This window comes from Bradyrhizobium sp. AUGA SZCCT0158, from assembly GCF_018130065.1.
Lineage (GTDB): Bacteria > Pseudomonadota > Alphaproteobacteria > Rhizobiales > Xanthobacteraceae > Bradyrhizobium.
Genome location: NZ_JAFCME010000003.1, coordinates 252,796 through 278,776, shown reverse-complemented (window position 1 = coordinate 278,776; position 25,981 = coordinate 252,796). Strand labels below are relative to the sequence as shown.

The window sequence follows — 25,981 nt, the reverse complement described above, 5'->3', positions numbered from 1 at the left end:
GACACAACCCGTTAATCAAACATGGCCGGGATCGCGCGACTTTTAGTCTGGTACTCAAAAAAGCCTTTCAACCTCTCCGTGTAAGTTCGGTCCGTAAGGTCGCGTTCCCTCCGGCGGCCATCGGGGCCGTTGATGAGTGTGACGCAGACAGATCCGCCGCCGCGACCGCCGCTGCTTGACCAGGTCATTCGCTTCTTTGTCTGGTTCACGGTGCTCGGTTTTATCGCCACGCCGATTGTCGTGCTGACGATGACGTATGGGCACGTGCTCGGCTCGGTCGTCGGTCGCAACAATAACAGGTTTCAGCAGATTCTGGAGCACGCCGGTCCCCGCGACGAGCCAGCATCGAAGCCAGGCATCGTCACCTCGGTACTGGATAAGGAACGCGGGCGGCAGATAGCGAGGCTCAGGGCGCTGACCGGCAGGCCGGAAATGGCCTCCGGCGCGACCGCATCGCTTCAGGTTATTGCGGTCGCATTCGACAGCGCAAAACCGGATGGCGGGGGAACGTCGTCGCAGGCGCGACTGGCCGTCGATCAGGACGGCTATCGGATGCTGCAACTCGACCTCAAGCAGGTCCCGCGTGATGGGGTCGTCATCATCGCCGATCAACCGATCCGCTGGCGCCTGCAAGGCTTGACGCCTGGATCGGCGCCACGCGTCGGATTTGAAGGCTATGCAGCCTTTGACGTTCTCGACGCGCAACCGGGCTCGCTGGCGGGCTTCCGGATCGGCACGTTTGGCGCCCCCAGTTTTGCGCGCCCCGTGGACCCGACCGGCGACGAAGTCAGCAGCCGTCAGGGATTGTGTACGTCGTTGCAGAACTGGGCCGATCATTTTGGTCTGCCGTTCGATGCTGTCCGCTACACTCTGTTGCTCAATCCATCCCGCATCACGCCGACTTCGGGTCTGGCGCAGAGCGACGGCGCTGCCAACAAAACCATGTACGCCGGCGACCTGGATCGCCTGTGCAAGCAGCGCGCGCGCCGCTGACCGAAAGGAAGAACCCATGAGTCGACAGAATGGCGATTTCGGCCGGCGCGGGATGCAGCCGGCGCCCGAGGCGCGGCGACCGATCCCGGCGTCTTCCGACGGCGGGATGCCGCCGCTGGTCAAGCAGGTCGGCGGCATGGCGCTCGGGGTCGCACTGGCATTCGCAATCGGCGGCGCCGGTGTCTACTCCATGAAGCAGGTGGGCAAGTCGCTCGACCGGGGTTTCGTCGAAACCGCAAACCCCGGCAATCCGGCTGCGGCGATCGAGCAGGTCGGCGGCGGTGACGCACAACTGAAGAGAGTTCATCGCATCTGCACCGACCGCGCCGCTACGGTCGAACTGACCGCTGTGCAGAGGAACGCAGCTTTCGATAGCCTCTATGTCGTCGAGCACCGGGTCGTGCGCGGCGGCGCCTATGTGGCGTGCCTGACCAGGGAACAGCCGCAGCGCTTCTGTCAGAAGCCGCACCGGGATCATTTGTACGAGGCAATTCGGCAGTATGCCAAGCTGGTCGTTCAGGCGCGTGAAGAATGGCAATTGCAGGTGGGCAGCCCGGCGGCAATGGTTGCCGGGGGGCCGATCGATTACAATCAACGCGCGACCGGCATGCCCAGCGCCCGGATCGACCCGCAACTCCAGGAAGGTCTGGTCGCGCTCGAAACCGACGGTTACATCCCGGCCAGCGATGTTGCCCGGCTCATGTCGAACCGAACGCCGGGAGTCTTCGGAAGTCCGCCGCCGCCGCGCGGGATGCCCCCGATGCCTGTCGTAGGCCCCGCTCGGCCCAGCAAGAACGCATGCGGATGAGCATGCTCGAACAAGGCTTGCCCTCGGGCTTCTTCACCCGCTGGCGCGCGGTTGCCACGGGTCTGGCCATCGGCGGCGTCGCGATGGTCGGCTTCGGTGTTTTCGCCCGCGTGGAAAGATACATGTCCGAGCCGAAGACGGCGCCGGCCTGCTACGGCCGCCAGCACGTCGCTGGAACGAAAGCCATTCCCTCGCGCGGCTCGCGCGACCGCGGCGGGCGCTCGATCGATGATCGTTTCCCCAACTTTGACCCCGACAAGATCACGCTGGCTTTGCGTGTCTGTACGCCGCAGTCCTGCCCGAAAGACGCCTTGAAGGAATACCGCTCGGCGATGTTCTGGTATCTGTCCTCGCGCTTGCAGCACACCTCGACTCTGTACCGCGACCATGGCGATTTGGGTTTGTTGCGTGCGCGCGAGATATTCCGTGATCCGATCGACGCCAGGGTGGAACAAGGCCTGCGCGAACGCTACGCCGCCGGAATCTTCCGCCTCAACGATTTCCGGCAGAATCATGCGGCGGTCTCGATCATCGTGCTCAAGGGCGGCGATGCTTTGCGCCCGTGCAGAATGGGTGAGCCGGCCGAGGAGGACGACTAGGTCGCGCCGTTGCCGGCACCCGCACCGGCAAAACAAGATACCAGCCTGCGGTTAAGGCCTGCCGTCCGGCCGTGGCGCGCATGGTCATGGGTCTTGGCTCGTGCAATATCCGCTGTTGAGGAACAGGCGGACTATCACTAGCTTAGGCTCAAGATCAGCGCCCTCACGGTGGAAACGCAGGAGACACAACAATGTCCGGCCCGTCCGACGATCAACTGGGCTTTGCGCCCGACTACGATTCCGCGGTCCCGTATATGCAGCGGACCCGCGATTATTACGCTGCGATCGGCTACACCACGCCCTACCGCTGGGCGCATTACGTCGATGCGCCGTTCCAGCCTTTGAAAAAGCCGCTGGCGCAATCGCGGGTGACCATCGTTACCACAGCCGCGCAATATGATCCCACCAAGGGCGATCAGGGTCCGGGTGCTGCGTATAATGGCGGCGCGAAATTCTACACGGTGTATGACGGCGATACCTCGAAACAGCACGATCTGCGCATCTCGCATATCGGCTATGACCGCAAGCACACCACAGCAACCGACAGCGGCACCTGGTTTCCGCTGCCGCAGCTCCTGAAGGCGCAAGCCGCGGGGCGGATCGGCGAGGTGGCGCCGCGTTTCTTCGGCGCGCCGACCAATCGCAGCCATCGCGTCACCATCGACACCGACGCGCCTGACATCCTCGCGCGTTGTCTTGCCGACAAGGTCGACGTCGCCGTGCTGGTGCCGAACTGCCCGGTGTGCCACCAGACCTCGGCATTGGTCGCGCGCCACCTCGAAGCCAACGGCATCGCCACCGTGGTGATGGGCTGCGCCAAGGACATCGTCGAACACGCCGCCGTGCCGCGCTTCCTGTTTTCGGACTTTCCGCTCGGCAACTCCTCCGGCAAGCCGCAGGATGTGGCCTCGCAGGCGCAGACGCTCGAACTGGCGCTGCGCTTGTTGGAAACCGCGTCCGGCGCGCGCACCACGATGCAATCGCCGCTGCGCTGGAGCGACGATGCCTCCTGGAAGCTCGACTACAACAACATCGCGCAGATGAGCCCGGAAGAACTGGCACGGCGCCGCGCCGAATTCGACAAGCAGAAAGAAATCGCGCGCGGCAACCGCGCGGCGTGAGGCGGTGCCTTCCTTCTCCCCTTGTGGGAGAAGGTGGCGCGAAGCGCCGGATGAGGGGTCTCTATCCTCATCTCGAAATGTTGCCGTGAGGAGAGAACCCCTCACCCGTCGCCTCACTTCGTGAGGCGCCACCCTCTCCCACAAGGGGAGAGGGAAGAAAACGAGGAGGACCTCCATTGACCCGACCGTTCGAAGGCGTGAAGATTCTCGACTTCACGCAGGTGCTGGCCGGCCCCTATGCGAGCTACCAGCTCGCGCTGCTCGGCGCCGATGTCATCAAGGTGGAGCGGCGCGAGGGCGAGGACATGCGCCGCACGCCGCTCTCCCGCGAATGGGCCGAGCGCGGTCTGGCCCCGGGTTGGCAGGCGATCAACGGCAACAAGCGCAGCCTGACGCTCGACCTGCAAAAGCCGGAGGCGATCGCGATCGTCAAGGAGCTCGCGGCGCAGGCCGACGTAGTGATGGAGAATTTCCGTCCCGGCGTGATGGACAAGCTCGGCATCGGCTATGCGGCGCTCTCGGCGATCAACCCGCGGCTGATCTATTGCGCGATTTCGGGGTTTGGCCAGACCGGTCCGGCGCGGCTTGGCGCCGGCTATGACGGCAAGATCCAGGCTCTATCAGGCATCATGTCCATTACGGGCCACGCCGAGACCGGACCGACCCGCGCCGGCTTTGCGGTCTGCGACGTGTTGTCCGGCTCGACCGCGGCGTTCGGTGTCTCCAGCGCGCTGTTCCAGCGTACCCATACCGGCAAGGGACAGATGGTCGACGTCTCCATGCTGGAAGCGACGCTGGCGTTTCTTTCAGGTCAGGTGGCGGATTACGCGGTTGCCGGTCATCGCCAGCAACTCTCCGGGAATCAGGCCGTCAGCCGCCGGCCGACCGCCAATCTGTTCAAGGCCGGCGACGGTTATCTCCTGCTCGCCGTCAACAGCGAGAAGCAGTACCAGTCGCTGATGAAGGCGCTCGGCCGCACTGACGCGCTGGAAGACCCGCGCTTCGTCGACTGGTTCGCGAGGCAGGAAAACGAGCCGGCCTTGCGCGCCATCATCGAGGAGGCGCTGTCGAAGAAGGATCCGCGCGAGTGGGAGACCGTCCTGGAGGCGGCCGGCGCGCCCTGCGCCAGCATCTGGAAGGTCGAGGAAGTGATCGATCATCCGCAGATCGCAGCGCGCGGCGCCATTCAGGAAATCGACACGCCCTATGGCCGGCTTCGTTTTGCCGGCAGCGGTTTTCAGCTCGCCCATGGCGGCGGCAAGCTCGACCGCATGGCGCCTGAATTGGGTGCCCATACCGATGAGGTGCTGGCCTCGATCGGTTACGACGCGGGCGCGATCGCGGATTTGCGGGCGCGCGAAATTGTTTAGGTGAGTTGACGCAACCCTGCAAAAGGGAGAAGGCCCCAGCCTTCGACTGAGACCTTCTTGCGACGGCCGTCAGCTTACAGATAGCGGCCGCAGACGTAGATGCGACGCGGTCCGAAGTCGGTCCACACCGTCCGCCAGCAGCTTCCGCCGATGTAGAACGAGCCGAAGTGGTGGTGGCCGTGGTGATGATGACCGTGGTGGTGATGATGGCCATGACCGTGATGATGATGACCATGATGATGGCCGTGATGGCCATGACCGTGATGACCACCATGACCGTGGCCACCCTTGCCACCAGCCGAAGCCGGGGCAACAGCAGCAGCGGTCAGTGCGATCGCGGCAGCAGCTGCAAGAGCGATTTTACGGAACATAGTTGTAGTCTCCATTGTGCTAGGCGTGATTGCCTGATGCGCTTATGAGACGCGTCGCCCGCGAAAATAGTTCGAAGGATTTTTCTGAACGGGTGTTCAGGAAGTGCCTATAAACACTGGATTTCTTGGATTCTGCGCCGATCGAACGTGATCTGGATCACGGACGATATCAAGCAGGCGTGCTGCCCGTCAGCACCTTGACGCCGCCGAGCGCGGTGACGCGTCCGTTGCGCAACATCACGATCTGCGTCGCGAGCTGGCGCAGCTCCGCGGCATCGTGGCTGACATAGACCATCGGGATGCCTTCGTCGCGCAGCCGGATCAGATAGGGCAGGATTTCGACCTTGCGTCCCTCGTCGAGCGATCCCAGCGGCTCATCGAGCAGCAGCAATCGTGGCTTCGACAACAGCGCGCGGCCGAGCGCGACGCGCTGACGCTCGCCGCCGGAGAGTTTTCCGGGCCGGCGATCCAGCAGGCCGCCGATGTCGAGCAGATCGGTGATGCGCGCATGCTGCGCGGGATCTTCAGTGAGGCGGTTCATGCGCCGGCCGTAGTCGAGATTTTGCCGCACGGTAAGATGCGGAAACAGCCGGGCATCCTGGAACACATAGCCGATGCGGCGGCGGTGCGGCGGCACGTGCGCGCCCGTCGAGGTGTCGTCGAGCGTTTCGCCGTCGAGGGTGATGACGCCGCGGTCGGGCCGCAGCAAGCCCGCGATCATGTTGATCAGCGAGCTCTTGCCGGCGCCGGACGCGCCGAACAGGCCGGTGACGCGGCCCTCGCTGGTGAACGAGGCTTCCAGCGAGAACTCGCCAAGCTGCTTTGTGACCTCGACGCGCAGCATGGTCAGTTCCCGTGCAGGCGCTGCGTGGCGCGCCGTGCGAACCACTCGGATGCGATCAGCGCGCCCATCGCGATCACGATGGAGATCAGCACCAGCCGTCCCGCCGCGCGGTCGCCGTCGGGTGTCTGGATCAGCGAATAGATCGCCGAGGAAATCGTCTGGGTTTCACCGGGAATGTTCGACACGAACGTAATGGTGGCGCCGAACTCGCCGATCGCCTTGGCAAAGCCGAGCACCATGCCGGCCAGTATGCCCGGCAGCGCCAGCGGCAGGGTCACGGTGACAAACACCTGCCACGGTGCCGCGCCGAGCGTGCTCGATGCCTGTTCCAGCCGGCGGTCGATCGCCTCGATCGACAGCCGGATCGGCCGCACCAGCAGCGGAAACGACATCACGCCGCAGGCCAGCGCAGCTCCGGTCCAGCGAAACGCGAACACGATGCCGAGATTGTCGGCCAGCCACGCGCCGACCATGCCGCGGCGGCCGAAGGTGAGCAGCAGCAGATAGCCGGTCACGACCGGCGGAAGCACCAGCGGCAGATGGACCAACGCATCGAGGATCGACTTGCCCCAGAAATTGTGCCGCGCCAGCAGCCACGCCAGCGCGATGCCGAACGGCGTCGCCACCAGCGTTGCGATGATGGCGACCCGCAGAGAGAGCAGGATCGCCGTCCATTCCGTCGGCGAGATATCGAACATCAGGTCGAGGGGCTGACCAGGAACTTGAAGCCGTATTTTTCGAGGATGTTCTTGGCCGCGGTCGAGCGCAGGAAGGCAAGATAATCCGAGGTCTCCGGCTTGGCGGTCGTGGTCGCTGCGACCGGATAAATGATCGCGGGATGGGAATCGCCCGGGAAGGTGCCGACGACCTTGACGCCGGGCTCGACCCTGGCGTCGGTGGAGTAGACGATGCCGAGTGTGGCTTCACCGCGCGCCACCAGCGTCAGCGCCGCGCGCACGCTGTCGGCCATCGCGAATTTCGGCTCGGCCGCCTGCCAGGCGCCGAGTTTCTCCAGTGCCGCCTTGGCGTATTTTCCGACCGGCACGGATTTGACGTCGCCGGTCGCGATCTTGCCGTCACCCGCGAGCTTGGCGAGATCGAAGCCCGCGCCGATGCTGACATTGTCGATCTTCGAATCCTTCGGAGCGATCAGCACGATGGAATTGCCGAGCAGGTTGACCCGGGTCGGCTCGTTGAGGGTTTTCTTTCCGATCGCATAATCCATCCAGTCGGTGTCGGCGGATATGAACACGTCGGCCGGCGCGCCCTGTTCGATCTGTTTTGCCAGTGCCGAGCTCGCAGCGTAGCTTACCGTGATCTTGACGCCGGTCCTGGCGGTATAGGCGGCGTCGATGTCATCGAGCGCATTCTTCATCGAGGCGGCGGCGAACACCGTAACCGTCTTGTCCTGTGCGGCAGCGGGCGATTGGATCGCGCCAAACAGAATGAAAAAGGCGGCAAAAATTCCGGCGGGACGATGCATGTTGGCGCTCCGTGCGAGTCTGCGGCGCGGCTCGCGCGCGCAAATCAGGTATTGGTTGGGTCAGGGATGCGACAGGCGGAAGCGCCGTTCCGGCAATCCCGATGACTTACGGTCGGTCGGGATATCGCGCGGCCGAGCTTACAGCATTGTTGGGGCGGCGCAAAGGCTCCGCGCCGCCAGCTATTGCTTTGCATCCGGTGCGGTCAGCACCGCTTTGCAGGCCGGGGGAAGCTGCGCCATCGTCATCGGCGGTTTTGGTTTCGGCGGAATGAGCGGCGGTTTCGGATGGAGAACCGAGTCCTTGAACCAGAAGGCGAGGTCGCCGGCGCTGCAGCCTTCGCCTTCGGTCGGATCGGGCTGGCTCTCGCATTCGCCGGCGCCGGGCGGGCATTTGATGCGGATGTGGAAATGATAGTCGTGGCCGTACATCGGCCGCACCTTGTGCAGCCAGCTGCGATCGCCCTTGGCTTCGCGGCACAGCGCCTTCTTGATCGCGGCATTGACGAAGATGCGCTGCACCGTCGGCTCCTGCGCGGCGGCGCGGATCACCACCAGATGACCTGGTGTGAACACTTTGGGATCGATGTCGAGCCGGTCGGAGCGCACCATCATGACTGCCGACATTTCCTCGCGTTCGTTGCGCGACAACCGGCGGTTCGGCATCGGCGTCAGCCAGATGTCGGCATCTAACCCCACCTGATGGCTGGCATGGCCTGTCAACATCGGGCCACCGCGCGGCTGCGACATGTCGCCGACCAGAATGCCGGGCCAGCCGGCATCTCTGTGCGCCTTGTTGGCCAGCCGCCTCACCAGCGCGACCATGTCGGGATGCCCCCAGTAGCGATTGCGCGACAGCCGCATCACCTGCCAGGTGTCGCCGTTGATCGGCAGTCCCTCCGCGCCCGCGATGCAGCCATGGGCGTAAAAGCCCAGCACCCGCGTCGGCGTCGCTGCCGGCAGCAGCTTGCGGCCGAACAACTCCTTGGCGGCGATGTTGGGATCGTTGGGGTTGGCCAGCGGCGGCAGCGGCTTGGGATCAACGCTGCCTTTGTCCTGCGCCCATGCCAGGGTGGCATTGGCGAGACCGATCAAAACCAGGAGCGAGATCAGAATCAGGCGGGGTGTCATCGGATCACTCTAGCTGCCCAAGACGTAACATGGAATCGGCCGCGCGGGACAACCGTACCAATCGCAATTGTTTAATCTCCCACAGCATCTGCACGCAGCATTTCCACGCTATTCCGGTCGCCCCGGGTTAAGATTAATTCGGACCCTTTGCGCCCGGCCGGGCCGCCGCTCTTTACAGGGGCGCGTTTCCAAAACACATCATGCCGCCATTAGAGAGCTTTTTTTGACGGCAGGGCGTCATTATGAAATTTCGATTGGGTTTGCGGCTGTCATGTATGGCCGCGATTTTCATGTCGGCATTGGCACTGAGCCCGGCACGCGCCGCGGTCGTGGTCCAGATCGACAAATCATCCCAGCGCATGGCCGTCAGCATCGACGGCGCGACGCGGTACAGCTGGCCGGTCTCGACCGGCCGCAGCGGCTATGGCACGCCGAGCGGCGTATTCCGTCCGCAATCGATGCATCGACATTACTTCTCGCGCAAATACTACAATTCGCCGATGCCGCACGCGATCTTCTTCCATTACGGATTCGCCATTCACGGCACCACGGATATCAAGCGGCTCGGCGGCCGCGCCTCGCATGGCTGCGTCAGGCTGCACCCGTCGCATGCGGCGGCGCTGTTCGCGCTGGTACAGCGCAACGGCCAACGCAATACGCGGATTCAGATCAACTAAGCTATCGTGTCGAAGAACAATCGGGACTGCGTCGCACGGACAGGCGATCAGCTTAACCCTTCGATAACCTTGCCGGTCCCCGCTGGAATTCCGGACACTTGTCGCTGATCCGCGCAAGTGGCGATTCACGCTCGGGTATTCCCTGCCAATTTTGATTGGGCCACGATCGCCTTGTGCGGGCTGCGTGTTCACGGCTGCAACTCCGCCGCGAACCTCGCCTCGATCGCGCAACCGTACAAATACGCACCGCTCAAATCATTAATCTGTTCTGAAGCTATCTGGCTCACAATCGCAACGCAGTGTTGCTGTGTCGTCATGCCAACGATGACCGGGCCAGCAGATCCGTTCGACCATTACACCCGCCAAAGGACAATCATATGCGAGCTACTCCGTTCAACGCCTTCCTTGCTGCGTCGGCTGTTCTCCTCGCGACCAGCATTCCCGCATCCGCCGAAAACGGCGTGTCGGCCGACAAGATCGTGTTTGGTCAAGCCGCGGCGCTTGACGGTCCGGCCTCGGCCTTGGGCCAGGGCATGAAGATCGGGCTGGAAGCGGCCTTCGCCGAGATCAACAAGGCCGGCGGCGTCAAGGGCCGCAAGCTCGAGCTCAAGAGCGTCGACGACGGCTATGAGCCGACCAGGTCGATCGAAGCGGCCAAGAAGCTGCTGGAAGAAGACAAGGTGTTCGCGCTCGTCGGTGCGGTTGGCACCCCGACCTCAGCCGCCACCCAGCCGATCGCAACGGCGGCAGGCGCGCCCTTCATCGGTGCCTTCACCGGCGCCGAATTCCTGCGCGAGCCGCACAAGCCGCTGGTGATGAATATTCGCGCCAGCTACTTCCAGGAAACCGAAGCCATGGTCGAACGGGTGACCAAGGACCTCGGCGCGACCAAGATCGCGATCATGTACCAGGACGACGCTTTCGGTCAGGCCGGCCTTGCCGGCGTCAAGAAGGCGCTCGAAAAGCGGCAGATGCAGCTTGCCGGCGAAGGCACCTTCGAGCGCAACACCGTGGCCGTGAAAGCCGCGCTGCTGGCCATCAAGAAGGTCGAGCCCCAGGCCGTGATCATGATCAGCCCCTACAAGCCCGCGGCTGAGTTCATCAAGCTGGCCAAGCAGATCAAGCTCGACGCCACTTTCGTGAACATCTCCTTTGTCGGGTCCGATGCGCTTGCAAAGGAACTCGGCGCTGCCGGCACCGGCGTCGTGATCACGCAGGTCGTTCCGTTCCCGAAGGATGCGGCGATCCCGGTGGTCGGGCGCTACCATGCTTCGCTCAAGGCCAGCGCGCCCGACGCGCAGCCCGGCTTCGTTTCGCTCGAGGGTTACCTCGTCGGCCGTGCGATTGCCGCAGCGCTCGAGAAGGTTGATGGCGACCTCACCCGCCAGGCCATGATCGACGCCGTGCAAAAAGCCGGCAGCCTCGATCTCGGCGGCTTCAAGCTCTCCTACAGCCCCACCAGCAACCGCGGCTCGAATGAAGTGTTCCTGACCGTGATCCAGGCGGACGGCAGCTTCAAGGCGGTCGACCGGCTCGAGAAGTCCGGATCGTAAGTTCAGAAAGTCGCGAGCACCGGGTAACACCCGGCTGCTCGCGGGCACGATTTTGCTTTGTTGATTGGAGTTTTGCGATGAACGCTGGCATGTCGTGGTATCGCCTCGGCCTTCGCGGTCGCCTGTTTATGGCCTTTGGCGTCGTCGCCGCACTCACGGTGCTGGCGAGCGGCAGTGCGATCATCTCCTACGACAGCCTCGGGCGTTCGCTGGGCGCGATCTCCGAGAAGAGCCTGCCTGAGATCACGCGGGCCTCCGAGGTCGCCAGGGCCGCCGGCGACGTCGCCGCCGCGGCACCCCGCCTTCTCGCCGCGACCGATCAGGCCGAGCGCGATCACGCCTCCAGAATCTTGACCGCGGCGCGTCAGGAGCTCAAGCAGAGCATCGGCGCGCTCGCCGCCGACGACGTCGCCAAAGTCAGCAAGACCGCCGATCGCATCCTGGTCAATCTCGACCGGCTGTTGCAATCCGTCACCGAGCGCCAGACCATTGCCGCCTCGCGCGACGCGCTGGTCGCGAGCTTGCGCAAATCGCATCAGAAGCTTGCCGAAAAACTGGCGCCGATGGCCGATGACGCCGGGTTCAGCCTGACGATGGGCCTGCAGACCGCGGCCGACAACAAGGATCTGGAAGTCGTTCAGAAGACGCTGTCGGCGCTGGCCGACAACGAACTGGCATCGCTGCAAGCCATTCTGGAGTTGCGTGCGGAATCCAATTTGATACTGGGAATCCTGGTGGAGGCCGCCGACCTGCCGTCCGCCGATCTGCTGCCGCCGGTCAAGGACCGCTTCACGGCGACCGCGGGCCGCCTTGGCAAGGCAGCCGCGACCTTCAAGAATCCCGAAGCGTCGAAACTGGTCGACGAACTGGTCAAGACCGGCAAGGATGCCGGCAACATTTTCGAGCTCAAGCAACGCGAACTGGTGGCCGCGAAGGCCGGCGCCAACGTGGTGACGGAGAACCGCACGCTCGCCCTGGAGTTCGAGAAGGAAGTCGCCAGCCTGCGAAAGCGCAGCGAAGCGGGCGCCGCCACCGCGGTCCGTGAATCGGAGGCGGAGATCGGGCAGGGACGCATCATCCTGATCAGTCTTGCGCTCGTCAGCCTTTTAACGGCGCTGGTCATTGGCTGGTACTATGTCGGGCGCGGCGTCGTGCGCCGTCTGGTGCATCTGCAGAACAGCATGAAGTCGATTGCCGCGGGCGATCTGGCGGCCAATATCGCGACCGGCGGCTCGGACGAGATCGCCGACATGGCAGGCGCGCTGCAGGTCTTCAAGGACAACATGCTGGAATCGAACCGGCTGCGCGCCGAACGTTCGGAAACCGAAAAGCAAGCGCATGCCCAGCGCAAGGCGGAAATGCAGAAACTGGCGGCCGAATTCGAGGCCGCGGTCGGCGAGATCGTGCAGACGGTATCCTCGGCCTCAACGGAGCTGGAAGCCTCGGCGACCAGTCTGACCCGGACCGCCGAGGAGACGCAGCAGCTCTCCGGCAGGGTGGAGGCAGCGTCCGAGGAGGCCTCCTCAAACGTCAGGTCGGTCGCCGCCGCGACGGAAGAAATGACCGCATCGGTCGCCGAAATCAGCCGCCAGGTCGAGGAGTCGAACCGGATCGCCGGCGAAGCCGTCACTCAGGCTGAAATGACCGACGCCCGCATCAACGAGCTGTCGAAGGCCGCCTTGCGGATCGGCGACGTCGTCAATCTGATCACCACGATCGCCGAACAGACCAATCTCCTGGCGCTCAACGCCACCATCGAGGCGGCGCGCGCGGGTGATTCGGGACGGGGCTTTGCGGTGGTCGCGCAGGAAGTCAAAGCGCTCGCCGCGCAGACCGCCAATGCAACCAAGGAAATCAGCAGCCAGATTGCCGGGATGCAGGTGGCGACCCAGGAATCGGTTCTGGCGATCAAGCAGATCGGCACCACCATCGGCCGGATCTCGCAAATCGCGGCGACGATCTCGAACTCCGTGGATCAGCAGGGTAGCGCCACGCAGGAGATTGCGCGCAATGTCGAGCAGGCGGCAGTGGGCACCTCCGATGTCGCCACCAACATTGTCGATGTGAACCAGGGTGCCCGCCGGACCGGCTCCGCTTCCGCGCAGGTTCTTTCCTCGGCCCAGTCGCTGTCCGGCGAAAGCAACCGCCTCCGGCTGGAAGTCGGCAAATTCCTCGACACGGTGCGCGAGGCTTAATCCCTTTGGACAGCTTGCATTGTGCGGCGATCAGCGCCGGCTTAACGCTTCAATAACCGTCCCGACCATTGGCGCATATTGATGCGCCGGCGCAGATTTCGCGCATTCCGTGTACAATCCGAATGCGTGTCGCGTGCTTTTCGTGCGCTGGATGAGATTCTGCGTGTGCATCTGCGTTTGGTCTCGCGCACCTGTTGCAGCGGCACACGCATAGCGTGAACCAGCCTTTTTAGCGGGCACCGGAGAGCCGGGCGCGGGGCGCTTCGAACCGGCAAGAGATACCATTTTTTCAGACACTTATCGGAGAACGTTGCACGCAGAAGGCGGATGAGACGCAGCAATGCCGAAGATAAGGCCAAAGACAATCAAGAAACCAAAGCGAACCTCGATTGCTCGCCTGTTCGGTCGACCGGTAAAACCCAGCCCAAAGCTTTCAGCTGATCGCCGCCAAGGTCCCACCGAGCGCAGCGAAATCGTGCGCACGCGCGCCGAGGCGGAGGCCGCGATTGCTGACGCGCGCAAATCGCACGAACGGCTGCGCGAGGCGATCGACATCCTGCCCCAGGGCATCGTGTTTCTCGACGCCGAAGGCCGCTACATTCTCTGGAACAAGAAATATGCGGAGATCTACAACCGCAGCTCGGATCTGTTCGAGCCGGGCGCGCGGCTGGCGGACACCATCCGCGTCGGCGTCGAGCGCGGCGATTATCCGGAAGCGATTGGCCGCGAGGAGGAATGGCTCACCGAGCGTCTGACCAGGCTTCACCAGCCGGGCGATCGTCACGAGCAGACACTGGCCGATGGCCGCGTCATCCTGATCGACGAGCGGCTGACCGAAGACGGCGGCGTCATCGGCCTGCGCGTCGATATTACCGAGTTGAAACAGCGGGAGGCGTCATTCCGCCTGCTGTTCGACAGCAACCCGGTGCCGATGATCGTTTGTTCGCTCGATGGCGAGCGCATTCTCGGCGTCAACGACGCCGCGGTCCAGCACTACAGCTATAGCCGCACCGAGTTCGAGCGACTGACGATCCGCAGTCTGCAGGCGTTCGATCCGGAATTGCCGTGGGCGGGCGATCGCAGCAGCGACGAACAGGCGGCCCGGACCTGGAAGCATGTCAGGGCCGACGGCGCCTTGATCGATCTGGCGATCTATTCGCGCCAGCTGGTTTACGGCGACCAGCCAGCCGTGCTGCTGGCGTTGATGGACATCACCGAACGCAAGCGCGCCGAAGCGCGGCTGGCCTTCATGGCCCAGCACGACGGCCTGACCGGATTGCCGAACCGCACCCTGCTGCGTCAGCAGATGGACGATCTGCTGCTGCATACGCGGCGCAGCGCCGAAAAGGTCGCCGTGCTGGTGCTCGGCCTCGACAATTTCAAGGCGGTCAACGATACGCTCGGCCACGGCATCGGCGACAAGCTGCTGCGCGGCGTCGCCAAGCGCCTGCGATCGACGCTGCGTGAGGAAGACGTGCTGGCGCGCCTCAACTCCGACGAGTTCGCGATCGTCCAGAGCGGGGCGACGCGCCCCGAAGACGCCGTGCTGCTGGCCAGGCGTCTGCTGGAGGCGATCGGCGATCCTTATCTGCTCGACGGCCATTCGGTGGTGATCGGCGCCAGCATCGGCATCGCGATGTCGCCCGGCGATGGCGACGAATCCGAGAGATTGCTGAAGAACGCCGACATGGCGCTGTCGCGCGCCAAGAACGAGTTCCGCGGTACGTTCAGCTTCTTCGAAGCCGAAATGGACGCCCGCGCGCAGTCCCGCCGCAAGATCGAGATCGAGCTGCGCCATGCGATCGAGAACGATCTGCTGCGGCCGCATTATCAGCCGCTGGTCGATCTTTCGACCGGGCGCATCACCGGTTTCGAGGCGCTGGTGCGCTGGCCGCATCCCGAACGCGGCATGGTCTCGCCCGGCGAGTTCATCCCCGTCGCCGAAGAGACCGGCCTGATCAACGCCGTCGGCGGCTTGATGCTGCGCCGCGCCTGCATGGATGCCGCGCAATGGCCCGACGACGTCCGCGTCGCGGTCAATCTGTCGCCGCTGCAGTTCCGCGTCGGCAATCTGCTGTCGATGGTGATGGAAACGTTGAAGCAAACCGGTCTGGCGGCGACGCGGCTCGAACTCGAGATCACCGAGACCCTGGTGCTGGAAAAGAGCAGCCAGGTGCTGGCGACGCTGCATGCGCTGCGCTCGCTCGGCGTCCGCATCTCGATGGACGATTTCGGCACCGGCTATTCCAGCCTGAGTTACCTCCGCAGCTTTCCGTTCGACAAGATCAAGATCGACCAGTCGTTCGTGCGCGATCTCGGCTCCAACCGCGATGCGCAGGCGATCGTGCGTTCCATCATCAGCCTCGGCAAGGGCCTCGGCGTCACCATCACCGCCGAAGGCGTCGAGACCGAAGCCGAACTGAGCTGCCTGCGCAACGAAGGCTGCCACGAAGGCCAGGGCTTTCTGTTCAGCCGTGCCCGCCCCAATGCCGAGATCATCAGCCTGCTGAAGGCGCAGCGGGGCGAGGGGGCCGAGGTGGATGCGGCGCTGGTGGCGTAGGCCCGCGTCTAACCACCCGTCATTGCGAGCGCAGCGAAGCAATCCATAGCCAGCCCCGGGAGGGATGGATTGCTTCGCTTCGCTCGCAATGACGGCTGAGTGCGGCAAATTGACCCGACGGGCAAATCAGTTCTGGTTTACGGAAATCGTGTCAAGTAGAAAACTTCTGTAAATCAAAAATATTTTGTTGCCGGCCGACCCAAATCAGTGCGCATCTATCGCCATCCCGTCCTGGTCAGAAGGGCGTCGGCCGTCGTCACGGACGTTGGGCGGGTTGCGGTGGACGCTGGTTTACGCTGAGACGATGGCGTGGATAAGCGTACGGCAAAACCGTGTGGTCCTGGCGCCCGTTGCAGGTGTCAAGCTGTCGGGTAGGCGAGAGCCGAACGGCAGCGACGGAGTCAACCAAGAACTCGTCTCCGGGGAGAGCACGGCATAAGCCGTAAAGCCATTGCGCAGGGAAGGCCGGGTGTTCTCCGCTGCCCTGTATGCTCGTGTGCAGCTTTCTTTGCACTATTCGCACACGAGACCGCGGGTGCAGCGCGCACCCGGTCTTCCCTGCGCCCTCTCAATGAGTGGGCGAGATTTCCAGCAAAGCTCGGGCGCATCGCGCCGCGAGGTTGCAGGCGCATATTCATCGCGTCGGCCGCATGGCAGGTCACCCGCCCGGCGCTAGGCCGCGTCAGGCGAAGCTGATACGATTTCATCCAAACAACGATTGGGGACCGTAGCATGGACAATCGCAGCGACATCTGGCGGGGCATTGACGTCATCAAGCCGCGCTTCATCGATTTGGCCGACAGGGTCTGGGCGATGCCCGAGGTCTGCTACACCGAGGCGCGCTCTGCCGCCGAACATCTGGCCGAACTGCGCCATCAGGGTTTCCGCATCACCGAGAATGTCGCCGATATTCCCACCGCCCTGATGGGCGAATGGGGAGAAGGCGGTCCCGTCATCGCCTTCCTTGGCGAATATGATGCGCTGCCCGGCCTCAGCCAGGAGGCGGGCGTCGCGGAACACCGCCCCATCGAGGCCGGCGGCCATGGCCATGGCTGCGGCCACAACCTGTTGGGCTCGGCGGCACTGCTCGCCGCTACCGCCGTGAAGGATTGGCTTGCCGCGAGCAAGATTCCGGGCCGCGTGCGCTATTACGGCTGCCCCGCCGAAGAAGGTGGTGCGGCGAAAACCTTCATGGTGCGCTCGGGCGCCTTCGATGATGCCGACATCGCCATCACCTGGCACCCCAACAGTTTCTGGGAGGTCGCGGTGACGCCGTCGCTTGCCAACACGCGCGCCGATTTCATCTTCACCGGGCGCGCGTCGCATGCCGCGGTCTCGCCGCATCTTGGCCGCAGCGCGCTCGATGCGGTGGAACTGATGAATGTCGGCGTCAACTACATGCGCGAGCACATGCCGAGCGAAGCCCGCGTCCATTACGCGCTGCTCGACACCGGCGGCATTGCCCCCAACGTGGTGCAGGCCCACGCCCGCGTGCGCTATTCGATCCGCGACCGCGATCTGCCCGGGATGAACGCGTTGGTTGGGCGCGTGCACAAGATCGCGCAAGGCGCCGCGCTGATGACCGAAACGAGTGTGGAGATGCGGATCATTTCCGCCGTCTCCAATGTTCTGGACAACACCCCGCTCGAGCAAACCCTGCACCGCATCATGGAAGAACTTGGTCCCCCGCATTTCGACGAAGCGGACAAGGAATTCGCCACGAAGATCCGCGCCACTTTGACCGACAAGGACATCGCCTCCGTCTATCATTCGATCGGCATGGATCCGACCGACCGCCCACTGGCCGATTTCATCGTGCCGCTAAATGCAAAACGCAATCCGCAGATCGGCTCGACCGATGTCGGCGATGTCAGCTGGGTGGTCCCGACCGTTCAGGTCCACGCCCCCACGGTCGCCATCGGAACGCCGTTTCACACCTGGCAGATCGTCGCCCAGGGCAAGAGCCCGCATGCCCACAAGGCCATGGTGCAGGCCGCCAAGGCGATGGCCGCGCTCGGCGTCCAGGCGCTGGGCGAGCCGGAGCTGATCGCCGCCGCGAAAGCCGACCTCAACAAGCGCACCGCCCGCACGCCCTATGTCTGTCCGTTGCCGGATAACGTCGCGCCGCCGCTGGATATGTCGCTGGGTTGAGTTGGGACGAGGTACAGCACATGGGTGAACTCGCGACCATCAATATTGACCGTGCGGTCGCGACGGCAGCCGCCAACCGCGCTAAACAGCAGGGTTTGACGACCGAAGAATATGTGTCGCAGCTCCTCCTTCGGGATATGGAACGCGAACCCGGCGAAATGAGCATTCTCGCCTACAATCATGTCGACCTCGAAGCTGAGTTCGTTCTCGATCGGGAGGAAGGGGAGAGCGACGAAAGCTACGACGACCGCTCAGCTCATTTCAGCAAATTGTTTAAGCGCGAAAAGATCGGAACAACCTCGTAGCATGATTGATTCCGAGTACGACACGATCATCATCGGCGGCGGCTCCGCCGGTGCCACGCTGGCCGCGCGCCTCAGCGAGGATCCCTTGCACCGCGTGCTGCTGCTCGAGGCCGGGCAGGATTTTCGCACCGCCGACACGCCGGAGCACATCCAGATCCCGAACCCGATGCGCGCCATCGGCGATGACAATTTCCGCTGGCCCAAGCTCTTGGCAAGGCGAACCGAGCGGCAGGCGCCGCGCCTGCTGTGGCGCGGGCGTGCCATGGGCGGCAGTTCCACGATCAACGGCCAGATCGCCATCCGCGCGGTGCCCGACGATCTCGACCGCTGGGAGAGAAGCGGCTGCGAGGGGTGGGGCTGGGACGCGATGCTGCCCTGGTTCTGCAAGCTCGAGACCGACAAGAATTTTCCCGACGCGCCCTATCACGGCGATCGCGGCCCGATCCCGGTGTATCGCGCGCCGGTGCCGGATTGGGGAAATGTGGACCGGGCGCTGCGCCAGTCCGCGCTCGGGCTCGGCTATGGCTGGTGCGACGACCACAACGCGCCTGATGGCACCGGTGTGTCGCCCTACGCCATCAACAGCGAGGCCGGGCGCCGCGTCTCCACCAATGACGGCTATCTGGAGCCGGCGCGCGGCCGCGAGAATCTGCGGATCGTCGGTGATGCCCTGGTCGAAGGAATCGAGTTCGAAGGCAACCGGCTGCACGCCCGCGCGGTCCGGGTGCGCATCGGCGGCAAATCATATGCACCCGCGGCGAAGCATGAGGTGATCCTCTGCGCCGGTGCCATTCACTCGCCCGCGATTCTGCAGCGCTCCGGCATCGGTCCTGCGCCATTGCTGGAAGGGTTGGGCATCCCTGTTCTGGCCGACCTGCCGGTGGGCGAAAACCTGCTCGATCATCCGATCATGGATGCGCTGCTGCACTTACGCGAGCACGGCCAGGTCAACACGCTGATGCACCGGCACACCAATTGCTGCCTGCGCTACAGCTCCGGCCTCGCAGACGCCGGTGAGAACGATATGATCATGATCGCCGGCAACCTCGCTCGCGACGACAATCAGACGGCCAGCACCGCGCGCGGCCGCATCGCGGTGTCGGTCTATCAGGCGTTCAGCCAGGGCCACGTCCGCATCACCACGACAGACCCGACCATCGATCCGGCGGTGGAGGAGCGCATGCTGTCCGATCGCAGCGATCTCATTCGGATGCGCGACGGCGTGCGCCGCCTGCGCGAGATCTGCCTGCAGCCCGCCATCACCGACATCGCCCACCGGGTCGAGTATGGCGCGACCGGACGCTCGATGGACGAGGCGCTCAGCGCCACTGAGCTCGACGACTGGCTGTTCACTGAGTGCAGCGACGCCCAGCACGCCAGCGGCACCTGCCGCATGGGCGCCGCCGACGACCCTCGCGCCGTGGTTGATCCCGAATGCCGCGTGATCGGCTGCACTGGTTTGCGCGTCATCGACGCCTCCATCATGCCCGAAGTCCCGCGCGCCAACACGCATCTGACGACGGTCGCGATCGCCGAGCGAATGGCGGATCGGTTGAAAGCTGAGAGATGAGGAAGACCGACGCTAGCCGGGCGTCAGGTGAACTGCCGGCAGGATGCATTCCCGGGTTGCGCATCGGCGGAAAACTGGCTATTGGGACGGCTCCGCAACGCCATCGATGGAGGCGACCATGTTTACGTCTGCGCGCTTCCCGGGTTCGATACGCGATATTTGACGCGCGTCCCGGGATTCAAACCCCGGGTGAAATATCCAAATCCTCAACGCGATCGAATCTTGGCTGCGGACCTCTGAGTCCGCGCTGCGGAATTGTTGTCATGACCTCGAATCTGTTGCTGGCCCCTCGCCGGGAGGCCGCGCGCTCCGACCTGCTTGAACGTCGGCTCCGGAGATATCATCCCCGGTTCCAGGGAGAGGTGCGTGTTCTGGCAATGCGGCACTCGCGCATTGCGGACCTTGCCGCGAGCTTTCCCGCGCTTCTCTTCGCGCTGGCCGTCCCGCGGCCCGGGCTCGATCCCGCGCCGGCGCTCGCGCACGTCGTCGATGGCCTCGGTCTAGCTGAGGCGGCGGTGGCGGCCGATGTGCCGATGTGGCTGCGAAAGGTGCCGCCGGAAGCGCTCACGCGTCCGATCGGGAGATTGCCTGACGGCGAGCTGTTTCGCCGGCAGATCGCGAACCATTTTCCGCGCTCGCCCAAGCTCGCCCCAACTTGGCTGCAGGTCGTGGCTGATGTTGCCGATCTCGCGCATGAGGCGGCGGCGGTGTGGATCGCGCGCGAGCTCGTCCGCGAGCAGCGGCGCGTGAATCCGGCCCGATTGCGGCTGATCAGTCTCTGGTCATGGTTTTCCAGCCAGCCGGCAACGTACGCGCACGGGCTGATCGGCAAGCCGTGGACGCCGGACATGCGCATCGGTCCGGCCCTTGCGGCTGCTGACAACTGGCGAATGCTCATCGCATTGCAGGTGAATCTCGGTCACCTGCCGATCAGCGACATGTGGCTCCGGACCGGTCGCGTGGCCGGTTATGATTTCCTGCCCTTGGACACCATCGTCGCTATCGCCGAAGAAGCGGACGCCATGCGGAATTGCCTGCACACCTATGGCTACAACCTGGCGCATAATCGCTCGCGGCTCTGGAGCGTTCGGCGCGACGGGGAGCGCGTTGCCACGCTGCGCGTTGCTTCGCGTTATCGCGATCCGCTGCCGAATATCGTCGAGCTCAAAGCCGCTGGGAACGCAGAGGTGCCGCGTGAGCTGTGGTGGGCGGCGCGCCAGTGGCTGCACATGCATGACCTGTCGCAGGTCGAAATGGGGTGGCGTGACTGGGGCACGGCGCCGCTCGACCGCGCCGCTTGGCAATCGCTCTGGCGACCATATTGGATCGCGAAGCGCCGTATCCCGGAATGGCTGCCGATGGCACCATCGCGCAGCACGCTTGAAGCGTTGTGAAATAAACCGCGTGAGCCTACGGATCGAGCTCGGTGTCCCAATACAAATAATCCAGCCAGCTATCGTGCAGATAGTTCGGCGGGAACAGGCGGCCGTTGCGGTGCAGTTGATGCACGGTCGGCGCGAACGGGTGTTGCCGCGGGAACATCCGCGCCTGCTGTGGCGTCAGATTGCCCTTGCGCAGATTGCACGGCGAGCAGGCCGCGACGACGTTCTCCCAGGTGGTCTGGCCGCCCTTGCTGCGCGGGATGATGTGATCGAAGGTGAGGTCGTCATGCGCCAGGCAATATTGGCAGCTGAACCGGTCGCGCAGGAAGACGTTGAACCGGGTGAAGGCGGGATGCGTGGTCGGCTTGACGAAGGATTTGAGCGACACCACGCTCGGCAGCTGGATCTCGAAGCTCGGGCTGTGCACCGCGCGGTCGTAATGCTCGACGATGTTGACGCGGTCGAGGAACACCGCCTTGATCGCGTCCTGCCACGACCAGAGAGACAGCGGGTAGTAACTCAGCGGCCGGAAATCCGCGTTCAGCACCAGTACCGGCCATCCGCCTTGCGAGACGTGTGCGTTCAAGAAACGCTCCTGACTCCCATGTTAGCTGCGAAGCAGCATGCGCCCTGCATACTACAGGCAGCGTGACGGGATTGTGAAGAGCGTTCCGGGCCTTATCCAGCATATGCCGCCCACGAATCGCCATGATTTCGCGGGCCTCCAGGGCATCTCCAAGGCACCTGCAGGGGCGGGCATCCGCGGTCAATCCATCGTGATCGGGCGTGCCAACCCCCGGAGCCGCGCGGCCGGTCCTAAACCTTCTCGAGCTTCTGCAGACAGCGGCCGACGCCGACCTCTGAGGGCATCGGCGTGTCGGGAAAGCTGGTCTTCCAGTTGGTGACGCCGACCTCGCCGACATAGATGTCGCCTCTGGAATCCAGCGCCAGGCCGTGGGGCGCGAGGAATTTGCCGGTGTCTATCCCCGGGCCGTCCTCGCCACCGAGCCGGGCGATCCGCTGGCCCTTGGCGTCGACGATGGAGAGCCGCGGCCCGAGATTCGGCACGTTCAGGTTGACCGGCATGCCCGGGCCGAGCTCGCCGACGATGAAATGCGGCTGCTTGCCGCCGCAGCAATGCAGCGCGCAGGGCCGGTGCAGATTGTTCCACTGGGTCTCGTATTTGCCGTTGCCGTCGAACACCTGCACGCGATGGTTCTCGCGGTCGGCGACGTAGACGAAGCCGTCGACATCGGTAGCGATATTGTGGACGATGTTGAACTGGCCGGGATCGGAACCCGGCTCGCCCCAGCTCTTCAGCAGCTTGCCGTCGGGCGTGTATTTATGGACGCAGGCATTGCCGTAGCCGTCCGAGACGTAGATCTCGCCCTTCGGCGACAGCGCCGTATGGGTGCAGCGGTGGAACGGCTCGCCGCTCATATACGGCTTCGGGCGGTTCGGGATGCCGATCGTCAGCAGCACCTTGCCGTCGACCGAGCACTTGCGCACGGTGTGGTCGCCGTCATCGGTGCAATAGAGATTGTCGTCGGCGTCGATGTGCAGCCCGTGGGCGCGGTTGAACAGGCCTTCGCCCCAGCTCCTGAGGAAATTCCCCTCGCGATCCAGCACCACCATCGGATGGGCGCCGCGGTTGAAGACGTAGATGCGGTCGCGGCTGTCGACCGCGACGGAAGCGACGTCGGAGAGGCTCCAGCCATCGGGCAGCTTCGCCCAGTTCTCCACCACGCGATAGCGATGTTCGCCCGAGCCGAGAATCGACGGCATGTTTATTCCCCCATGATGTTAGCTGTGATTCACGCGACGCCCGCCGCCGGCTTCGCGCCGCGCGGCAGCAACCCTTCCTCGATCGCCTTGATCTGCAGCGCCAGATGCTTCGATCCGATGCGGCATTGCGCAAGGCCGCCGGCGATGAACCACAGGCCGGGCTGGCCGGTGCGGGTGTACATGTTGCGCAGTTCCTGGCCCTCGCCAAAACCCCAGATGGTGCCGACGCGGTTCATGACGGCTTCGCCGAACAACAGCCGCACCAGCTCTTCCTGCCGCTTGTAGCCGGTCGCCAGCACGACGAGATCGGCGGCGATGGTCTCGCCGTCCTTCATCTTGACGCCGTCAGTTACAAAACCGTCGACATCGGCGAATTGCTTCAGAGCGATATCGCCTTTGACGATCAAATCGGAGCAGCCGACGTTGAAGTAATAACCGCCGCCACGGGTGAGGTACTTGAACTGCCAGCCGGTATTGTCCTCGCCGAAATCGAGCTTGAAGCCGGCGCGTTGCAGCCCGTCGAGCAGGTCCTTGTCGAGATCTTTCGACTTCGCGCAGGTCAGCGCGTGGCTCTTCCGCGCGACTTGCAACGGCATCGAGGTCGCGATCAGATCGTTGTCCTCGAGCGTGCCCTCATTATAGGGCGCGTACACCAGCTGCGCCGAGGGTTCGATGCTGACGACCAGCGTCGATGAGCGCTGAAACAGCGTGACATGGGCGCCGCTCGAATGCAGGTCTTGCGCGATGTCGTGGCCGCTGTTGCCGGTGCCGACCACGATCGCGCGCTTGCCCTTCCAGTTCTCGCCATCGTCGTACTGGCTGGAATGCATCACGCTGCCCTTGAAATCCTTCAGGCCGGCAATGTCGGGCTTGCTCGGGATGCCGCTGACGCCGGTCGCAAGCACCACGTGGCGCGGCTGCATGGTGCGCTTGCTGCCGTCGGCGCGGCGCAGCGTCACGGTCCAGCGTTGTTCCTTCTCGTCGTAGCTGCCGCCCTCGAATTCGGTCTCGGTCCAGAAGTTCAACTCCATGGCTTCGACATAGGCCTCGAACCAGTTGGCGAGCTTGTCCTTCGGGATGTAGGTCGGCCAGTTCGGCGGGAAAAGCATGTAGGGCAGGTGGTTGACCTGCACTTGATTATGCAGCGTCAGCGCGTGGTAGCGCTTGCGCCAGTTGTCGCCGATGCGTTTCTCGCGATCGACGATCAGCGTATCGACGTTCAATTGCTTCAGCCGCGCCGCGATCGAGAGGCCGGATTGTCCGCCGCCGATCACCAGCACGGTCGGATCGTGTTCGGCATAGCCGGCGGAGGCCTTGCGCAGGTCGAGCCAGTTGGGGCCGCGGAAGTCGCGCGAATAGGCGTTGCCACGTGGCCGCGCGACGCCGATCTGCTCTTCAAAGCCCTTGAGCTCGCCAAGCTCGGTCAGCAGCGTCCAGGCCTTCAGGACATTGTCGGCATCCGGAATCAGGCGGATGATGCCGCTGCCGCGCCCGACCCTGGTCTCGAACTTGAAGATTGCCTCGATTGCGTTGGTGCCCGCGCGCATCACCTTGCGGGGGGCGGCGCGGTTGGGATCCACCGTAAATCCAACAGGGCCGGCGGCCGGTGCGTGCACGCTCAACTCTTTCAGGATCGCGTCCGCGCCGTTGACGGTCTGGATGTTCCAGCTCAACGCCAGCACGTCGCGCCAATGGCTGTCGGCGTGAAACAGCGTCTTCAGCAGGCCGCTATCGGATTTCGCCAGCGCCTCCTCGAACTGCGCAAGCCAGTTGTCGGCGGCCACCGAAATATCGTCCGTCTTGTCGAGCATGCGCGTTTCTCGTCACCGGCCGTCTGTGCGGCGTTTCCCTGTTCCGCGAGCCTATACCCATTCGGGAGGCTGCAGAAAGGGCGCGAGGAGATAGCGGTTATCTCTAAATCGACAGGATATGCCCCTGGTCCGGCGGCACACGGCCGTTGAGGGTGTCGAGATAGACCCGTTGCACCGCCGCCGGGCCGCGGCCTTCGGTCACGGTGAGCCACCCGTCCAGCTTCGGCGCAAAACCCGACCATGCCGCGCCGAACCGCGTGCCGACGCCGCCCGAGCCCCATTCCTTGGCGCGTTTGCGAATCTGGACGGGCGCGGAGTACCAGGTGGGCTTGGCGCCGGGCAATTCCGGCTCGTCGGGCGACGAACTGCGATGGGTAAGTCCGATGCGTCCGGAATATTTCATCTGGTCGCCGAAATGGTTATGCAGCGTCGCGCGCAATTCGCTGTTCCCCGCCATGTCCACCAACGCGACAGGTGAATCCGGCGGCAACGATGTCACGGCGTCATAGGTCACGACCTCGTCGTAACAGCCGAGCGATTTCACGAAGTCGACATTGGGTGCCGAGGTGAGCCCGATTACCTTGATTCCATTGCGCCTTGTGTGCAGCAGATGCGCAAGCCCGAACGCGGTCTTGCTGGAGGCCGAGGAGAGCATCACGCTCTGCGCGCCGAAGAAATCGTTCTCGGCGAGGAAATCATCGACCAGAAAGGACAGCATGAACAGCGGTCGTAGCAGCGCCTGAAAATCGCCCCGACGTCCGGCGAAGGAGGGATCGCCGCTGACACGGGCATAGGCGTTGTAGACCGGCGCAGCGACTTGTCGATGCGCGACGGCATCGCGCAGGCCGTGCTTGCTAACGTCAGCCGCTTCGATCACCACGTGCGTCGCCATCGGGAAATAGCCGAACAGGCGTTCGCCCTCGGCAATATCAGGATGCTTCGACGCGATCACGTCGCCGAATCCCCACACCGGAATATTGCCGAAACCCTTTGGCGCAGGAAACAGCTGCCAGTAATTGAACTGGTCGCCAAGCACGGCGTAGGTGATGTTGTTGGCGGTGAAGGCGAAACTGACAACTTTGACCAGCAACGACTCACCCGGCAATGTGCCCGCGTTGGGTAGCTCTGTCTCGATCACTTTGTATTGCTGCAGATCATGGCGGGCGACGATAAAATCAGTGGCGTGCATGTGTCAGGTCCCTACGCTTGATATGCCCTGATCTTTGCGCTCTCCAATGACCATTTTGCAACAGCAAGTATGTTCAACAAGGACGT

Annotated in this window: 22 protein-coding genes; 13 read left to right on the top strand and 9 right to left on the bottom strand. The window is 63.8% G+C overall.

The features are described 5' to 3' along the window. Positions 1-132: 132 nt before the first annotated feature. The 5 genes from JQ574_RS06115 (at position 133) to JQ574_RS06095 (ending at position 4,891) form a co-directional block, all read left to right on the top strand. Positions 133-993: a hypothetical protein gene (locus JQ574_RS06115; RefSeq protein WP_212209679.1), complete on the top strand. Its 861-nt coding sequence runs from the start codon at positions 133-135 to the stop codon at positions 991-993. A 106-nt stretch (positions 994-1,099) separates the two neighbouring features. Continuing rightward, the gene (locus JQ574_RS06110) at positions 1,100-1,801 is read left to right on the top strand and encodes a hypothetical protein (protein ID WP_212209678.1); all 702 of its coding nucleotides are present in this window, start codon (positions 1,100-1,102) and stop codon (positions 1,799-1,801) included. Next, positions 1,798-2,400 (top strand): hypothetical protein, encoded by a 603-nt coding sequence (locus JQ574_RS06105; RefSeq protein WP_212209677.1) that lies wholly within the window; start codon positions 1,798-1,800, stop codon positions 2,398-2,400. The genes JQ574_RS06110 and JQ574_RS06105 overlap by 4 nt, the downstream gene beginning before the upstream one ends. Before the next feature lie 191 nt (positions 2,401-2,591). After that, positions 2,592-3,521, top strand: a complete 930-nt coding sequence (locus JQ574_RS06100) for a glycine reductase (protein WP_212209676.1) — start codon at positions 2,592-2,594, stop codon at positions 3,519-3,521. Positions 3,522-3,697: 176 nt separating this feature from the next. Beyond that, entirely contained in the window at positions 3,698-4,891 is a 1,194-nt protein-coding gene (locus JQ574_RS06095; protein WP_212209675.1) for a CaiB/BaiF CoA-transferase family protein, read from the top strand. Positions 4,892-4,965: 74 nt separating this feature from the next. On the opposite strand, the gene JQ574_RS06090 is transcribed toward JQ574_RS06095, so the two are convergent. From JQ574_RS06090 to mepA, 5 genes are all read right to left on the bottom strand, one after another. After that, positions 4,966-5,262, bottom strand: coding sequence for a hypothetical protein (locus tag JQ574_RS06090; protein ID WP_212209674.1), 297 nt, complete (start codon positions 5,260-5,262; stop codon positions 4,966-4,968). Between the two features lie 169 nt (positions 5,263-5,431). Then, positions 5,432-6,106: a molybdenum ABC transporter ATP-binding protein gene (gene modC, locus JQ574_RS06085; protein ID WP_212209673.1), complete on the bottom strand. Its 675-nt coding sequence runs from the start codon at positions 6,104-6,106 to the stop codon at positions 5,432-5,434. A gap of 2 nt (positions 6,107-6,108) precedes the next feature. Beyond that, entirely contained in the window at positions 6,109-6,804 is a 696-nt protein-coding gene (gene modB / locus JQ574_RS06080) for a molybdate ABC transporter permease subunit (RefSeq protein ID WP_212209672.1), read from the bottom strand. After that, complete coding sequence (modA, locus tag JQ574_RS06075; RefSeq protein WP_212209671.1) at positions 6,804-7,589, bottom strand: molybdate ABC transporter substrate-binding protein; 786 nt, start codon at positions 7,587-7,589, stop codon at positions 6,804-6,806. Before modA ends, modB begins: the two co-directional genes overlap by 1 nt. Before the next feature lie 180 nt (positions 7,590-7,769). Continuing rightward, complete coding sequence (gene mepA, locus JQ574_RS06070; RefSeq protein ID WP_212209670.1) at positions 7,770-8,717, bottom strand: penicillin-insensitive murein endopeptidase; 948 nt, start codon at positions 8,715-8,717, stop codon at positions 7,770-7,772. Positions 8,718-8,992: 275 nt separating this feature from the next. Between mepA and JQ574_RS06065 the strand changes: the two genes are divergently transcribed. The 8 genes from JQ574_RS06065 (at position 8,993) to JQ574_RS06030 (ending at position 21,122) form a co-directional block, all read left to right on the top strand. Then, a complete protein-coding gene (locus tag JQ574_RS06065) occupies positions 8,993-9,394 on the top strand; it encodes a L,D-transpeptidase (RefSeq protein WP_212209669.1) in 402 nt (133 codons plus the stop codon). Between the two features lie 377 nt (positions 9,395-9,771). Then, entirely contained in the window at positions 9,772-10,947 is a 1,176-nt protein-coding gene (locus JQ574_RS06060; protein WP_212209668.1) for an ABC transporter substrate-binding protein, read from the top strand. Positions 10,948-11,024: 77 nt separating this feature from the next. Continuing rightward, complete coding sequence (locus JQ574_RS06055; RefSeq protein ID WP_249119137.1) at positions 11,025-13,142, top strand: methyl-accepting chemotaxis protein; 2,118 nt, start codon at positions 11,025-11,027, stop codon at positions 13,140-13,142. Positions 13,143-13,482: 340 nt separating this feature from the next. Beyond that, positions 13,483-15,702 (top strand): bifunctional diguanylate cyclase/phosphodiesterase, encoded by a 2,220-nt coding sequence (locus JQ574_RS06050; RefSeq protein WP_212209667.1) that lies wholly within the window; start codon positions 13,483-13,485, stop codon positions 15,700-15,702. A gap of 732 nt (positions 15,703-16,434) precedes the next feature. After that, positions 16,435-17,853, top strand: coding sequence for a M20 family metallopeptidase (locus JQ574_RS06045; RefSeq protein WP_212213455.1), 1,419 nt, complete (start codon positions 16,435-16,437; stop codon positions 17,851-17,853). A 20-nt stretch (positions 17,854-17,873) separates the two neighbouring features. Then, positions 17,874-18,158, top strand: coding sequence for a hypothetical protein (locus tag JQ574_RS06040; protein ID WP_212213457.1), 285 nt, complete (start codon positions 17,874-17,876; stop codon positions 18,156-18,158). A gap of 1 nt (position 18,159) precedes the next feature. Further along, positions 18,160-19,728 (top strand): GMC family oxidoreductase, encoded by a 1,569-nt coding sequence (locus tag JQ574_RS06035; RefSeq protein WP_212383394.1) that lies wholly within the window; start codon positions 18,160-18,162, stop codon positions 19,726-19,728. A 263-nt stretch (positions 19,729-19,991) separates the two neighbouring features. Continuing rightward, positions 19,992-21,122: a hypothetical protein gene (locus JQ574_RS06030; protein WP_212213459.1), complete on the top strand. Its 1,131-nt coding sequence runs from the start codon at positions 19,992-19,994 to the stop codon at positions 21,120-21,122. A 16-nt stretch (positions 21,123-21,138) separates the two neighbouring features. Here the strand turns inward: JQ574_RS06030 and JQ574_RS06025 are convergent, their stop codons facing one another. From JQ574_RS06025 to JQ574_RS06010, 4 genes are all read right to left on the bottom strand, one after another. Continuing rightward, positions 21,139-21,696 carry an HNH endonuclease gene (locus tag JQ574_RS06025; RefSeq protein ID WP_211994154.1) on the bottom strand — a complete coding sequence of 186 codons (558 nt, stop codon included), beginning with the start codon at positions 21,694-21,696 and terminating at the stop codon, positions 21,139-21,141. 230 nt (positions 21,697-21,926) lie between these two features. Then, the gene (locus JQ574_RS06020) at positions 21,927-22,895 is read right to left on the bottom strand and encodes a peptidyl-alpha-hydroxyglycine alpha-amidating lyase family protein (RefSeq protein WP_212213461.1); all 969 of its coding nucleotides are present in this window, start codon (positions 22,893-22,895) and stop codon (positions 21,927-21,929) included. A gap of 29 nt (positions 22,896-22,924) precedes the next feature. Next, positions 22,925-24,706 (bottom strand): NAD(P)/FAD-dependent oxidoreductase, encoded by a 1,782-nt coding sequence (locus JQ574_RS06015; RefSeq protein WP_212213463.1) that lies wholly within the window; start codon positions 24,704-24,706, stop codon positions 22,925-22,927. A gap of 103 nt (positions 24,707-24,809) precedes the next feature. Next, positions 24,810-25,895: a DUF2855 family protein gene (locus tag JQ574_RS06010; RefSeq protein ID WP_212213473.1), complete on the bottom strand. Its 1,086-nt coding sequence runs from the start codon at positions 25,893-25,895 to the stop codon at positions 24,810-24,812. Positions 25,896-25,981 lie beyond the last annotated feature (86 nt).